This window comes from Helicobacter typhlonius, assembly GCF_001460635.1.
Classification (GTDB): domain Bacteria; phylum Campylobacterota; class Campylobacteria; order Campylobacterales; family Helicobacteraceae; genus Helicobacter_C; species Helicobacter_C typhlonius.
Genome location: NZ_LN907858.1, coordinates 220,354 through 232,467 on the forward strand (window position 1 = coordinate 220,354; position 12,114 = coordinate 232,467).

General features: G+C 39.1%; 16 protein-coding genes and 4 tRNA genes. 2 read left to right on the forward strand and 18 right to left on the reverse strand.

Annotated elements, in window-relative coordinates; translation table 11 throughout:
* Nucleotides 1–120 precede the first annotated feature (120 nt).
* The 8 genes from BN2458_RS01095 to ffh form a co-directional block, all read right to left on the reverse strand.
* Complete coding sequence (locus tag BN2458_RS01095; protein ID WP_034343858.1) at nucleotides 121–2,607, reverse strand: molybdopterin guanine dinucleotide-containing S/N-oxide reductase; 2,487 nt, start codon at nucleotides 2,605–2,607, stop codon at nucleotides 121–123.
* A complete protein-coding gene (locus BN2458_RS01100; RefSeq protein ID WP_034343857.1) occupies nucleotides 2,607–3,200 on the reverse strand; it encodes a heme-binding protein in 594 nt (197 codons plus the stop codon). Before BN2458_RS01100 ends, BN2458_RS01095 begins: the two co-directional genes overlap by 1 nt.
* Nucleotides 3,201–3,691: 491 nt before the next feature.
* The gene (gene rplS / locus BN2458_RS01105) at nucleotides 3,692–4,048 is read right to left on the reverse strand and encodes a 50S ribosomal protein L19 (protein ID WP_034325933.1); all 357 of its coding nucleotides are present in this window, start codon (nucleotides 4,046–4,048) and stop codon (nucleotides 3,692–3,694) included.
* Nucleotides 4,020–4,769, reverse strand: coding sequence for a tRNA (guanosine(37)-N1)-methyltransferase TrmD (trmD, locus tag BN2458_RS01110; protein ID WP_034325932.1), 750 nt, complete (start codon nucleotides 4,767–4,769; stop codon nucleotides 4,020–4,022). Before trmD ends, rplS begins: the two co-directional genes overlap by 29 nt.
* Before the next feature lie 4 nt (nucleotides 4,770–4,773).
* Nucleotides 4,774–5,316 carry a ribosome maturation factor RimM gene (gene rimM / locus BN2458_RS01115; protein ID WP_034325930.1) on the reverse strand — a complete coding sequence of 181 codons (543 nt, stop codon included), beginning with the start codon at nucleotides 5,314–5,316 and terminating at the stop codon, nucleotides 4,774–4,776.
* A 45-nt stretch (nucleotides 5,317–5,361) separates the two neighbouring features.
* Nucleotides 5,362–5,601: a KH domain-containing protein gene (locus tag BN2458_RS01120; protein WP_034325929.1), complete on the reverse strand. Its 240-nt coding sequence runs from the start codon at nucleotides 5,599–5,601 to the stop codon at nucleotides 5,362–5,364.
* Nucleotides 5,602–5,628: 27 nt separating this feature from the next.
* Entirely contained in the window at nucleotides 5,629–5,859 is a 231-nt protein-coding gene (gene rpsP, locus BN2458_RS01125; protein WP_034325928.1) for a 30S ribosomal protein S16, read from the reverse strand.
* Between the two features lie 66 nt (nucleotides 5,860–5,925).
* The gene (gene ffh, locus BN2458_RS01130; RefSeq protein WP_034325968.1) at nucleotides 5,926–7,269 is read right to left on the reverse strand and encodes a signal recognition particle protein; all 1,344 of its coding nucleotides are present in this window, start codon (nucleotides 7,267–7,269) and stop codon (nucleotides 5,926–5,928) included.
* Nucleotides 7,270–7,417: 148 nt separating this feature from the next.
* Here ffh and BN2458_RS01135 point away from each other — a divergent pair, with 148 nt between their 5' ends.
* Nucleotides 7,418–7,843, forward strand: coding sequence for a Fur family transcriptional regulator (locus BN2458_RS01135; RefSeq protein ID WP_034325927.1), 426 nt, complete (start codon nucleotides 7,418–7,420; stop codon nucleotides 7,841–7,843).
* A gap of 259 nt (nucleotides 7,844–8,102) precedes the next feature.
* On the opposite strand, the gene BN2458_RS01140 is transcribed toward BN2458_RS01135, so the two are convergent.
* The 5 genes from BN2458_RS01140 to BN2458_RS01160 form a co-directional block, all read right to left on the reverse strand.
* Nucleotides 8,103–8,435 carry a hypothetical protein gene (locus BN2458_RS01140; protein WP_138117646.1) on the reverse strand — a complete coding sequence of 111 codons (333 nt, stop codon included), beginning with the start codon at nucleotides 8,433–8,435 and terminating at the stop codon, nucleotides 8,103–8,105.
* Between the two features lie 117 nt (nucleotides 8,436–8,552).
* A complete protein-coding gene (locus BN2458_RS01145) occupies nucleotides 8,553–8,816 on the reverse strand; it encodes a hypothetical protein (protein WP_034343854.1) in 264 nt (87 codons plus the stop codon).
* Between the two features lie 144 nt (nucleotides 8,817–8,960).
* Nucleotides 8,961–9,353 (reverse strand): hypothetical protein, encoded by a 393-nt coding sequence (locus tag BN2458_RS01150; RefSeq protein ID WP_034343852.1) that lies wholly within the window; start codon nucleotides 9,351–9,353, stop codon nucleotides 8,961–8,963.
* Nucleotides 9,354–10,049: an ion transporter gene (locus tag BN2458_RS01155; RefSeq protein ID WP_052082222.1), complete on the reverse strand. Its 696-nt coding sequence runs from the start codon at nucleotides 10,047–10,049 to the stop codon at nucleotides 9,354–9,356. It lies immediately after the preceding gene.
* Between the two features lie 12 nt (nucleotides 10,050–10,061).
* On the reverse strand, nucleotides 10,062–10,358 hold the full coding sequence (locus tag BN2458_RS01160) for a hypothetical protein (protein ID WP_034343850.1): 297 nt from the start codon (nucleotides 10,356–10,358) through the stop codon (nucleotides 10,062–10,064).
* A gap of 135 nt (nucleotides 10,359–10,493) precedes the next feature.
* Between BN2458_RS01160 and BN2458_RS01165 the strand changes: the two genes are divergently transcribed.
* Entirely contained in the window at nucleotides 10,494–10,898 is a 405-nt protein-coding gene (locus BN2458_RS01165) for a helix-turn-helix domain-containing protein (protein ID WP_034343849.1), read from the forward strand.
* 44 nt (nucleotides 10,899–10,942) lie between these two features.
* Here the strand turns inward: BN2458_RS01165 and BN2458_RS01170 are convergent.
* From BN2458_RS01170 to BN2458_RS01190, 5 genes are all read right to left on the reverse strand, one after another.
* Nucleotides 10,943–11,019: transfer RNA gene (locus tag BN2458_RS01170), tRNA-Asp, on the reverse strand.
* A 50-nt stretch (nucleotides 11,020–11,069) separates the two neighbouring features.
* Nucleotides 11,070–11,145 (reverse strand) — tRNA-Val (locus BN2458_RS01175).
* A gap of 25 nt (nucleotides 11,146–11,170) precedes the next feature.
* A tRNA-Glu gene (locus tag BN2458_RS01180) sits at nucleotides 11,171–11,245 on the reverse strand.
* Between the two features lie 13 nt (nucleotides 11,246–11,258).
* A tRNA-Lys gene (locus tag BN2458_RS01185) sits at nucleotides 11,259–11,334 on the reverse strand.
* Between the two features lie 271 nt (nucleotides 11,335–11,605).
* The gene (locus BN2458_RS01190) at nucleotides 11,606–12,112 is read right to left on the reverse strand and encodes a CinA family protein (protein ID WP_034325922.1); all 507 of its coding nucleotides are present in this window, start codon (nucleotides 12,110–12,112) and stop codon (nucleotides 11,606–11,608) included.
* Nucleotides 12,113–12,114 lie beyond the last annotated feature (2 nt).

Below are 12,114 nucleotides of genomic sequence, written 5' to 3' on the forward strand. Positions count from 1 at the left end.
CACACTTAATCATCACAAGAAAATATAAAAATAAATAAAAAACTTAAGCAGATTCTATAAATATATTCCTATTCTTTATAAAGAATAGGAATGCAAAAATAAAGAATTTATAAGCGATATTTACACACCTTGTGGAGATTCAAAAACACTTAGAGGTTTTACCTCTCCCTCATATTTTTTAATATTTACAAGTGCCGTGTGAGCAATGTTGCCATTAGCAAGAGGAGATGTGGGCATATCAAGTGTAAGGACATTAGATGAGCCATTTTTGCACACACTGCCAATTTTGCCCGGCTCTTGTGGGTCATACCACGCTCCCTCACATAATCGCACAACGCCTTGCTTAATCGCATCTGTTACAAAAGCACCAGCTAAAACTTCGCCCCTTTGATTACTCACACTCACAATATCGCCTGTTTTAATACCTTTATCCGCCGCATCTTTAGTATTAATCCAAATTGGCTCTTTATCGGCAATCGCATAATCTTTTCGCAAAGAAGTATTTGCGCATTGAGAATGCAATCGTAACTCGGGGTGAGAGGTGATGAGTGCAAATTCTGCAGGTTTGTTATCCATTCCTAGCCACTCAATAGGCTCAAGCCAAGTGGGGTGTGGAGGGCATTGTGTATAACCAAATTTTTCTATGCTTTTAGAATAAATTTCAATCAAACCAGATTCTGTTCCAAGCGGGTTAAGAATAGGATCTTCGCGAAATTCTGCATAGCGCACGAAACTTTCAGATTCGGCTGGAATTTCAAACCTCAATGGCTCATTTGCCTCCCAAAATTCTTTAAAGCTAGGCATAGTGAGCATAAGCCCCTCGGCTTGTTTTAGGGCTTGATTGTAGAATTCCTCAATCCATTGCATTTCATTTTTACCCTCGTTAAATGTGTCATACACGCCAAAAGCTTTAGCCAAATCACAAAACACTTGATAATCATCGCGTGCTTCAAATTGCTTCTCTACAAGCTGCTTCATTGGCACAATATGCAAATTTGAGTAATCTCCACTCATTGAAATATCATTGCGCTCATAACTCGTAGTAATAGGCATTACGATATCAGCAAATCGTGCGGTTGGCGTCCAATAAATCTCATTGACAACAATCGTGCGCGGCTTTTGCCAAGCTTTGATAAGAGTATTTGTGTCTTGATGATGCACAAGCGGATTGCCTCCAGCCCAATAAATAAAATCAATATCGGTATAAGTGATTTTCTTGCCATTATGCTCAATGCTCTTGCCCGGATTAAGTAGTGCATCAGAAATGCGCGCAAGAGGGAAATTATTATCACTCCCTTGCATAAGCCATTCTGCACCGCCACTTCCTACATTACCAAGATTAATCCCGCCAACCACAGGTGCAGTCGCTGTAGGAGAACCACCATTGCTGTAATGATAAGACAAGCCAAATCCGCCGCCTGGTAATCCAATTTGTCCTATCATACACGCTAGAGTTACTAAGCTCCAATGTGGCTGCTCTCCGTGGTGAGCGCGTTGCATACCCCAGCCAGACATAAGCATAGTGCGGTTATTAAAGAAAAGTTGCGCAAGAGATTCAATTTTTTGAGCAGAAATGCCACAGATTTTAGATGCCCATAAAGCATCTTTGGCAACACCATCAGCCTCACCTAAAAGATAAGATTTAAACTGCTCAAATCCTGTTGTATAGTTTTCTAAAAACTCTTTATCGTATTGATTACTCTTAAACATTGTGTGCATTATGCCAAGCATTAAGGCTACATCTGTATTTGGTAAAGGAGCTAACCACTCCGCGCCCAAATAATCACAAGTCATATTTCGCACTGGATCAATGCTAATAATATGCTTGCCAGACTTTTTAAGCTGATCAAAAAAATCAAGCCCTGTGCCTTCATTGAGTGTCCAAGCATTGCGTAAAGTAGCCATAGGGTCAGCACCCCAAATCACTACCACTTGGCTATTATCTAACACGCTAGAAAAAGAGGTTTGTTGTTCATATACTTCAATACTTCCCACCACATAAGGCATAATCACCTGTGAAGCACCTGTGGAATAATCTCCACTCACACCTACATAGCCACCTGCCATACCCATAAATCGCTGTAACAAGATTCTCGCATTATGTAAATTCCCACTGCTTTTCCAGCCATAGCTTCCAGCGAAAACGCCCTCTTTACCCTTTTGCTTATAAGTAGCTTTAAGCTCTTTGGCAATAAGTGCAATAGCCTCATCATAGCTCACTCTCACCCATTCATCAGCCCCGCGTAATTCAGGTTTTGGATTTGCAGGGTTTTCTAAATAAGATTTCCTTACCATAGGATATTGAATACGCGTAGGTGAATAAATTAAATCAGGTATTGTGCTATGGAGCGGGTTAGATACATTATTTTTAAGCGCATTAGTGCTTGAAATAACCTTACCATCTTTTATTTTTGCCTTAAGAACCCCCCAATGAGCCCCCGTAATAACCTCACCATCAAGCACAAGATTCTCACTAAAGCTTTTTACTCCAGATTCTATAACTGCCTTTTTACTCTCCGTATCACAGCCCACAAAAGGCACAAGAGCAAATACGGCTAAACCTTTCCCCATTGCTTGAAGCACTTGTCGTCTACTTAATACATTCATTATTTCTCCTTTGGCATATCTTTAGCATTTTTTTGCAGGTATTGAGACACCAAGTATTCTTGGTCATTATCAAAGCCTACACGCGTTTTCATTGACTTAATCACACTTGGCCACGCATTAGCATTAAATTCTTTAGGTGGATGCAAAGCGTGGCAAATAGAACAATTCGCAAAAAGCTCGTTTGCCTCTTTATAAAGTTGTTCAACGCTTTCAACCAAATGTGCATCATCACTCCATAAATCTACACTTGCAAGCTCCCATTCTTGCTTACTTTCGCTTTCTTTAAAAGTTTCTATACTTTTAAAAGCCACATCTACATTTTTAGAAAATCCCACATTCAAAATCCGCCGATTAGGTGCAAAATACAAAGCCGCTTGATTGCCTACTTGCTTATAGCCTTGAATACGCAAAAGCACTTTATTCCCTTTATGCTCTAGCACATCAACCTTAGCTGTTGGTAAAAGCCTCCCTACAACCTTATTATCACCTTCTTTGTAGAGTGATTTTACCTTCGAGGCATAAAGTATCTCGCCTGCTTGGGTGCATACAAATGTCAAGGACATAAGCAAAACCGCTTTTGCACATAATTTCATTTTTCCTCCTGTGACTTAAGATTGCTAAAAAGCTAATGAAATTGTAAGGGGAAAATATTTAAGAATAGGTTAAAGCACCCAAAGTAAGAGCATATAGCTTTTTAAGATATAACGATTTTATTAAAACTTGCGAGAGTTTGTAGAAAAATCTGAGCAAAAGAGGTATATTGATGAAACGGATAATTTTTGGTAATTTAAGAGGAGATTCTGTAAAAAATTGAGTGTGTAAAATATGTGGCAAAAAGCACAAGTTGAGCTATTTAAACAAAGGGGGCGACATAGTGAAATGATAAATATGAATTATTTGAAACATTATGTAGATTCTAAGTTGTGTTTTAAGGGTAAATAACTGAATCTGTATCCACAGCGCGTGAAAGCGCATTATACGGATATTAGAGAGATTGCAGGGGCAGAACCTAGTTTTATAATCTTGTGAGTAATTATAGAGGTCTAAAGAAGCATAAACCTCTAAACTTAGAGGACAAAATGGATTACTTGCGTAGCTCTTTGATACGAGCTGCTTTACCTCTTCTGTTGCGTAGGTAGTAGAGCTTAGCTCGTCTCACACGTCCAACGCGTAGCACCTCAATACTTTCCAAACTCGCACTATAAAGAGGGAATGTTTTTTCTACACCGACATTGTTCGCACCCATTTTTCTTGTTGTAAATGTCCTATCTACACCATTTCCGCGGATTGCGATGCACACGCCTTCAAAATATTGCGTCCTACTTTTGTCGCCTTCTTGAATCTTAATACCAAGTCTAAGGGTATCACCCGCCTTGAATTGCGGAACTTTCTTGTCGCCAATTTGTGCGTCATTAAAGCTTTGTATATAACGATTTCTCATAGTCTTTCCTTTCTGTTTGGTCTCGCCTAATCTCGCGCCTTGATGTATTATGATATGTTTGATACAAATCCGGTCTAAAATACTTTGTCTTACATATCGCCAAGCGTTTTTTTAAGTCGGCGATTCTACTATGATTTCCCTTTAAATATACTGAAGGCACAGCAGAATATAAAGCATTATGAGAAATTTTAGCAAATTGCGGTGCTTCGAGCAGATGAGATTCAAAACTCTCTTCGCGTAGAGAATCTGCATTGCCAAGCACGCCATCAATAAAGCGCGAAATGCTATCGCACAACATAAGCGCAGGTAACTCACCGCCAGTGAGGATAAAATCTCCCACGCTAAAAATCTCATCGGCAAATGCCTCAATAACACGTTCATCAAAACCCTCATATCGCCCACACACAAAGCTTATATGGGATTTTTTACTTAGTCTTAAAGCATCATTGCTTTCAAAGCTTTTGCCGCAAGGGCTTAGAAAAATAATGTGTGAATCTTGCACAGATTCTAGGGCGCGAGAGAGCACATCGGCTTTTATTACTTGTCCGGCACCGCCACTTATAGGTGGCTCATCGACTTTTTTATATTTATCAAGGGCGTAATCGCGAATGTTGATTGTCTCTACATTAATAAGGTGATTATCTATCGCACGTTTGAGTATAGAATCTGTGAAATAAGATTCAATAAGTGCGGGGAAAAGCGTAAGAAAGGAGAATTTCATTGTCTTAGCTTTGCTCTAATATAGCAAGGGCATTATGTGTGAAAATGCCCTGTGGTGAGAGGCAAGAGATGAATTGCTCAATATTTGGAACAAGAAATTGTTTTTTGAATCCTTGCTTGACAAGTGCGGTGTCTGTACGCACAAATAGATAATCAAGTGTGCCAATACGTTCAATATCCGTTACTAAGCCAAGCTCCAATTCTGTATTTTCACATTTTTCTATGACTTTAGCCCCTATTATCTCCTCCCACAAAAATTCCCCTTCTTTAAGATCACACATTGCCTTGCTCTCGTCAAGTGTAGAGTAAAGCTCACAATTTACCAGCCTAGCGGCACTCTCGCGTGAGGTATGCTCTTTAAAGCGCACAAGATTATATTTAGAATCAAAAGATTCAATACAAAGTTCACCAAATGAGCGGGTGTGAAAAATGGCTTTAGGAATAAATATAGAAGGAAAATCGCTAATGATGTGGAGCTTTAAATCCCCACGCACACCGATACATCGACCGATTTTAGCGACTAAAAGAAGTGGGGAGTTGTGCTTCATTTTAGATTCTATTAGTTTAAAATTCTATAATCTCGGCTTTGGCGATTAATGCGCTTGCACGGCGATTCTGTAATTTTTGCCGTCTTTTGCTTTTGTGCCAGAGATAAAAGTTTTAAGTGAGCCGACCATTTTGCCATCACGCCCTATGAGACGCCCCACATCTTGTGAATCTGCAAGTATGAGAATCTCGCGGGTATTATCCTCGGTATCTTGAACTTGTATATCTATCGCTTCAGGTTTATTGACAATTTTTTTTGCATATTCCTTAATGAAATCTTCAACCATAATTGCTTCTTTGAAAATGATTTTGGACTATTTTGAGGTAAGCTTACTTACTCTTTCGCTCATTTTTGCGCCTACGCTTTTCCAGTATTCTAGTCTTTGTGCATCGTATTTTATAAGTGCTGGTTCTACCAAAGGATTATAATATCCTAAAGATTCTATCCAGCCACCATCGCGCTTCTTTCGAGAGTCTGTTACTACAATACGATAAAAAGGTTTTTTCTTGCGTCCCATTTTTGTTAGTCTAATTACTGTTGCCATTGCTTCTCCTTGAAGTTTAACATTTTTTTAAGTGCTACATTATAGTGTTTTTTGCTTAAATCCTTATTATTTTGGCATTCGCATATTACCCATAAGGCTTAGAAGCTCCTGCATACCGCCTTTTTGCGACATTTTTTTGGCTAATTTTGCCGCTTGGTCAAATTGCTTGATAATGCGATTTATATCGCTCACTTCCAGCCCACTTCCCTGTGCTATGCGTTTGCGCCTTGAGCCATTAAGAAGCGATGGGTCTTCACGCTCCTTTTTTGTCATAGAATTTACCATTGCGCGGATATTTTTTACCTCGCTTGATTTATCTAAATCCACATCTTTAAGCGCACTTGCCATATTGCCAAGTCCGGGTATCATAGAGGCGATTTGCCCTAGAGAGCCGAGTTTTTTCACATTTTCGATTTGATTGATAAAATCCTCAAATCCAAACTGCCCCTTCTTAATTTTTTTTGCGATATTTTTTGCTTCATCTTGGCTTATCACATTTGCGCTTTTTTCCGCTAGAGTGGCGATGTCTCCTGCTCCCATAAGACGCGAGATGATTCTATCAGGGAGAAAAATATCAAAATCAGCTACCTTTTCCCCACTCCCTATGAATTTGAGCGGAATACCAATTTGGTAGGCAATTGATAAGGCTATGCCGCCTTTACTATCGCTATCAAACTTAGAGAGTATCACGCCATCAATGCCAATTTTTTCATTGAAACTTTCAGCGGAACGGATACCATCTTGCCCACTAAGAGAATCTGCCACATAGATACATTCCGTGGTATTTATGGTTTTTTTAATCTGTTTAAGTTCATTCATCAGAGATTCATCTATACTTAGTCGTCCTGCACTATCGATAATCATCACATCATAATGCTCCGCACTCGCCTTTTGCTTTGCTTCTTTGGCAACGATTATGGCGTCCTCTGGCTTACTCGCAAGCTCTGGTGTGAAAATATCCACCTCAATGCTTTGGGCGAGTGTGCGTAGCTGATCTATGGCTGCTAGGCGGTGCAAATCACACGCAACAAGGAGTATTTTTTTGCCCTTTTGTTTGAGATATAGCGCGAGTTTAGCACTAGAAGTTGTCTTTCCGCTTCCTTGCAAGCCCATCATTAAAATAACACTAGGTGGTGTTGGCGAAAAGCTAATGCCATAGCCCTTTGATGAGTGAAGAATCTCTGCTAAGGCGTATTGTAGGGAAGAACTGAAGCTTTGTTTGCCTATACCCTCTTGTTTTGTGCGCTCCTGCACGATTTGCACGATGTGTTTTGTCGCTTTGTGATACACATCATTTTTAAGCAATGTCTTTTTTAGCTCATCACACGCCCTTTGTAACGCTTTTTCATCATCGCTAAAGCGAATTTTATTCATAATCCCTTTAAATGAACTTGTCAAGGTATCAAACATAATACACGCTCCATTATTGAAAAACTTTGAATGATTTAAAGTTGCATTGTATGCAAAAATCACTTTCATTATGCTTTTATTTGCTTCAAGCCTATAAGATTCTTTTTTTATTGACAATTTTTATCTTTGGCAAAACAAGGATTGACCTATGATGAGTTTTGAACAACATTTGAGAGAGAAACATTTAAAAATCACGCCTCAACGCATAGCTATGCTGAATAAAATCCACGATAATGGGCATATGAATGTAGAGGAAATTTATGAACAAATCAAATCTATTTATCCTTCAATCTCACTTGCAACAATTTATAAGAATGTCAATGCACTTTGTGAGGCAAATATCCTGCGTGAGATTAAAGCCCCTAAGGACAAGCAGAGATATGAGCTAAGTAGCGATAAGCATCTGCACGTGTATTGTGAATCCTGCGGAAAACTCGAGGATATTAAGTTAGAAACAGGCTATTTAGAAAATGACTGCGGCACAAAAACCGGCTATGATGTGTATGATATTTCAGCGGTGCTTATCGGGGTATGCCCTACTTGCAAGATAACAAAAGAGAGTAGGGCGAGGTAGAGACTACAAAGGTTTTGAATACTTTGCAAGGAGGGGATTCTAAAGCTACAAGGCTACAAGCAAGTTTTGTGTCGCTTTTTATACTCTGTTTAAGCAAGAATCTTTGCAACAAAAAAGCGATTAAAAATAGGGATTGAAAGTGTTTATAGAAAAATAGCTTAGATTCTAAGAATCTAAGCCCCTCGTGCGAAACAATAGCGACAAATGGCATTAAAGAGCATTCCAAGAGATACCAAAAAGCTATAATGTAACAAGCGTTTTAGTCAAAGCTCACTTTCTTGCAAAGTTTATGTTTAAAAAAGGCTTCAAGCATTTTGTCTCTTTGTGCTACTTTGAGCGCACAGGCTTCACGAATAGTAGCAACCCAAGCATCTACTTCCTCTTGAGAAGTAACCTTGATTCCACCCTCACCAAGAATACCATAAGGTGCGTGAATGCTCCATTCATTATTATAAAAAGACACATCTGCTTCACAGCTGATTTCAGTATTAAGACTCTTAAATGGATATTTATTATCCCCATTCTTACACATTATGCTGTTGTCATCATAAGGTGCTTTGCTGCTAAAGTCATAGTTGCTTTCCGCCCTCACCACAGCTACAAACGCACATAACGCTCATAGTTATGATAAGCCACGCGTTTATTGTTTTGCTCTTATATGCTATTTTCATTATCTCTCCTTTTCGTATGAAATTCTACGTATAGAATCTTAGGGTAGCACGATTGCGCCAAGCAGCACATAGGGGAGATATTCCGCACCATAAATATGATAAGTGTCTTGCTTATCTGTCTTAATGCTCGGGCGTAAGTCAAGTGCGCCTACAAGCACGCCCACATCTTGTTTGAGATATTCTCTCGCCTCATATTCTAGCATTTTAGCCACATCTCGTGGGATAAAATCTAACTCACTCAAATCATCTGCAGTCTGCTCCCTTTTGCAAAAGACATTGATACTCATAAGTGCGACTTTCACGCCATAAGTAGCCTTGCCATTTTTTATTAAACCCTCAATGTCGCGAATCTGCTTTAACGCACCTTGTATGCGCTTTTTGCTCCCTGTATCAAATTCCCATTTAGCCCCTTTGCCGACATTAAACCAACAATGCTTGGATTCTATCTACATTTCAAGCTTGAAATCCTCTGTCGCACACCAAAAGTCAATAAAGCGTCTCTGCTGTTCTCGTGTGTCATCGGTATCATCGTGCCGATTCTCATCTTTACAGCCAATTCCATACTCACTAATGACATAAGGTGTCTGTAAAGAGAGTGCCATAGCGATAGCCGCTGAATTGCTACGCTCGTTTCTCACAATAGGGTAAAACTCATTTGCTTTTTCTCTAATCTCAAGGTTAATGTCAAAAATATGCTGTGCAAGGGTATTATAGAATCTCTTAAATGTCCTGCCACCCTCTTTCATCAGCCTATCACTTTTATAGCACGAATCCTCAAGCCAATAATCATAAAGCTTCTTGCCATTAAATCGTTTGTCAATGTCATAAGTGTATTTCATTTACCCCTTTGATGTAGCTTTGTCATTACTTTGCTTTATCTCATTGATACTATCAACAATAATACCAATAACTAGATTAAGCACAATAAAGGTTACAATAACAATAAAGCTCACAAAATATATCCACGAATATGGATATACTGCCATTGTAGGACGAGCAACCCCCTCACTCCAGCTATCTCCTGTCATTATTTGAAAAAGAGTAAAAAAACTTTTACCCAAATCGCCAAAATAATCAGGTATTACTTCTGCAAAAAGCTGTGTGCCAAGCACAGCATAAATGTAATACACAAGCAAAAGCAAAAATCCAATACATACTACACTAGGAATACTTTTTGAGATAACAGCAATAACAAATCGCAGCTGTGGAAAGATAGAAAAAAGACGAAACATCTTTAGGATTCTAAACAATCTTAAGACTGAAATATTACCCAATAAAGGTAATGCCGATAGAGTAATTATGATTAAATCAAAAATATTCCAATTTTCTTTAAAGAACTCTTTGCGAAGTATGATAATTTTCACACACACCTCAAAAATGAAAAAATAGAGACAAATTTCATCAACTTGTTTAAGGAATGTATTGTCAAAAAAATATGGCAGACTAAGCAAACCAAGCACAAAAGCATTTAAACAAACGATTCCTAAAACAAAGTTTTGAAATAATGAAGATTCTGCAAAACCTCTAAGTCTCATTACGCAAAATTCCTAACAACTCCTAACAAAGCTGCCACTAGAAGCCTTATATTCTTTAGTTGTGCCATTAGCATAGGAAATAAATATAGAATCTCCATTAACCTGTGCTGACACTGCATTTGATTCTCCTATTGAGCGTTTGAAGCTTCCTGTCTTTGTAGTATATAGCTTAGCAAGACCTTTTTCTATACAAATTGTCCATTCATCACTGCAATTTGCACTAGAGACATTGCTTCCTACACTGCGCTTGTAAGAGCCATTTTCATACAATTTTGCCTGATTATTTTCTAACTTAACGATATAAGCCATTTTGCACTCCTTTACTTTATTGTTTGGCGGTGATTATTAGGTATATTATCATTAAACAATACTTAAATTATACTTTTTCTATAATTTACTGACTAAAATTTACATCTTTAATAAACCCTTACAAAAGAAAGCGGAATGAAAGTTATTGACAAAATAAATGAGATTCTAAAAGCAAAAAATCTAAGCAAAAAAGAGCTTGCTAATCGCCTTATAGACTTAGGCTTGCGTGCAAATAAAACGGGTGAGACACCCACAATCTCTAGCATTTATGCCTATCTTAATGGCAATATTGAACTCAAAGCCGATATGATTCCATTTATTGCTGATGCTTTGAGCGTGTATGAGCAGGAGCTGTTTAGCGCGAATGCACAAAAAATGCTACGAAAAATCGCTACACATAATCCCACCTATATGAAGTATCATCATATTATAGAACTCCTTGAATACATCTCACCCAAATCGCTTGAAACACTTGAGCAAACGCTGCTTAATCACAAGGCAAAAACCATAGAGCTTAATGCTATTATTGAAAAAATATAAAAGAAGAAAGTAAAACCTAAGAATCTTAGGAATAGAAGTAAAGGTGGCGGAGCGGACGGGGCTCGAACCCGCGACCCCCTGCGTGACAGGCAGGTATTCTAACCAGCTGAACTACCGCTCCAAAGAAAGAACTTGTATAAAAGTCTCATACAATCCACAAAAATGCAAAAATGGTGGTCGCTACAAGGCTCGAACTTGTGACATCCACCTTGTAAGGGTGGCGCTCTACCAACTGAGCTAAGCGACCAAAATAATGAAAGAACCAAGTAAAGTGGTGACCCCTAGGGGATTCGAACCCCTGTAGCCACCGTGAAAGGGTGGTATCCTAACCGTTAGATGAAGGGGCCACTTTAACTTTGGTGGTGACCCGTGTTGGATTCGAACCAACGGCCCATTCCTTAAAAGGGAATTGCTCTACCAACTGAGCTAACGGGTCATCATTGCCCTTACATCTTTAGTATCTTTTGTCCCGCTGCCCATAACCAAACTGCCTCAAAACAGCCTATCTCATAATGAACCCTAGGACACAAAAGAGCGGAATTATAGTGAGTTTAGCCTAATTTGTCAAGAGTGCGTCCATAAGCAACTTAAGAAATAAAACCATAGAATCTCAAAGCATATAAACACTTTGCGCTGCTTAAACTTGTAAGCTGATACCACAGATTTTAGCTCGCTGCCTTATCTCAAGCTTTATGTGGATCTAAATTTTATGAATCTAAAAGCGCAAGGAGCATTTCAAGTGCTTTAGCGCAAGTTTGGGACTGCACCTCTATGCGCCCTCCGTCAAAATGACAAAGTTCTATATGCGCACGCTCTCCTTTGTGCTGCACACCAATATATACGCTCCCCACGGGCTTACTCTCACTTCCTCCAGTGGGACCAGCGATTCCACTTGTGGCTAGTGCCACATCTGCGCCACTTTGCTTGAGAATCCCCTCACACATTGCCCTAACCACAGGTTCACTCACTGCACCAAAACGAGTAAGATTCTCCTCGCTTACATTGAGCCAAGAAGCTTTAATCGCATTGGCATAACTTATCATCGCCCCATCAAGAATCTCACTCGCACCACTAAGCATTGTAAAATGATAGCTTAAAAGCCCACCAGTGCAGCTTTCAGCTATGCCGACTTTCATTCCCCTTTGAGCTAAAATCTCGCTTACTCTCTGTGCCAAATCACTATGTAATATGACAAAATCGTTATTCGGCTTCATTT

Coding starts and splice junctions, on each gene's coding strand:
- ffh (WP_034325968.1), bottom strand. CDS start 7,269: ATGTTTGATACCTTGACAAGTTCATTTAAAGGGATTATGAATAAAATT.
- rimM (WP_034325930.1), bottom strand. CDS start 5,316: ATGAAGCACAACTCCCCACTTCTTTTAGTCGCTAAAATCGGTCGATGT.
- BN2458_RS01095 (WP_034343858.1), bottom strand. CDS start 2,607: ATGAATGTATTAAGTAGACGACAAGTGCTTCAAGCAATGGGGAAAGGT.
- BN2458_RS01150 (WP_034343852.1), bottom strand. CDS start 9,353: ATGAAATACACTTATGACATTGACAAACGATTTAATGGCAAGAAGCTT.
- BN2458_RS01155 (WP_052082222.1), bottom strand. CDS start 10,049: ATGAGACTTAGAGGTTTTGCAGAATCTTCATTATTTCAAAACTTTGTT.
- BN2458_RS01190 (WP_034325922.1), bottom strand. CDS start 12,112: ATGAAGCCGAATAACGATTTTGTCATATTACATAGTGATTTGGCACAG.
- trmD (WP_034325932.1), bottom strand. CDS start 4,769: ATGAAATTCTCCTTTCTTACGCTTTTCCCCGCACTTATTGAATCTTAT.
- BN2458_RS01135 (WP_034325927.1), top strand. CDS start 7,418: ATGATGAGTTTTGAACAACATTTGAGAGAGAAACATTTAAAAATCACG.
- rplS (WP_034325933.1), bottom strand. CDS start 4,048: ATGAGAAATCGTTATATACAAAGCTTTAATGACGCACAAATTGGCGAC.
- BN2458_RS01120 (WP_034325929.1), bottom strand. CDS start 5,601: ATGGTTGAAGATTTCATTAAGGAATATGCAAAAAAAATTGTCAATAAA.
- BN2458_RS01160 (WP_034343850.1), bottom strand. CDS start 10,358: ATGGCTTATATCGTTAAGTTAGAAAATAATCAGGCAAAATTGTATGAA.
- rpsP (WP_034325928.1), bottom strand. CDS start 5,859: ATGGCAACAGTAATTAGACTAACAAAAATGGGACGCAAGAAAAAACCT.
- BN2458_RS01165 (WP_034343849.1), top strand. CDS start 10,494: ATGAAAGTTATTGACAAAATAAATGAGATTCTAAAAGCAAAAAATCTA.
- BN2458_RS01100 (WP_034343857.1), bottom strand. CDS start 3,200: ATGAAATTATGTGCAAAAGCGGTTTTGCTTATGTCCTTGACATTTGTA.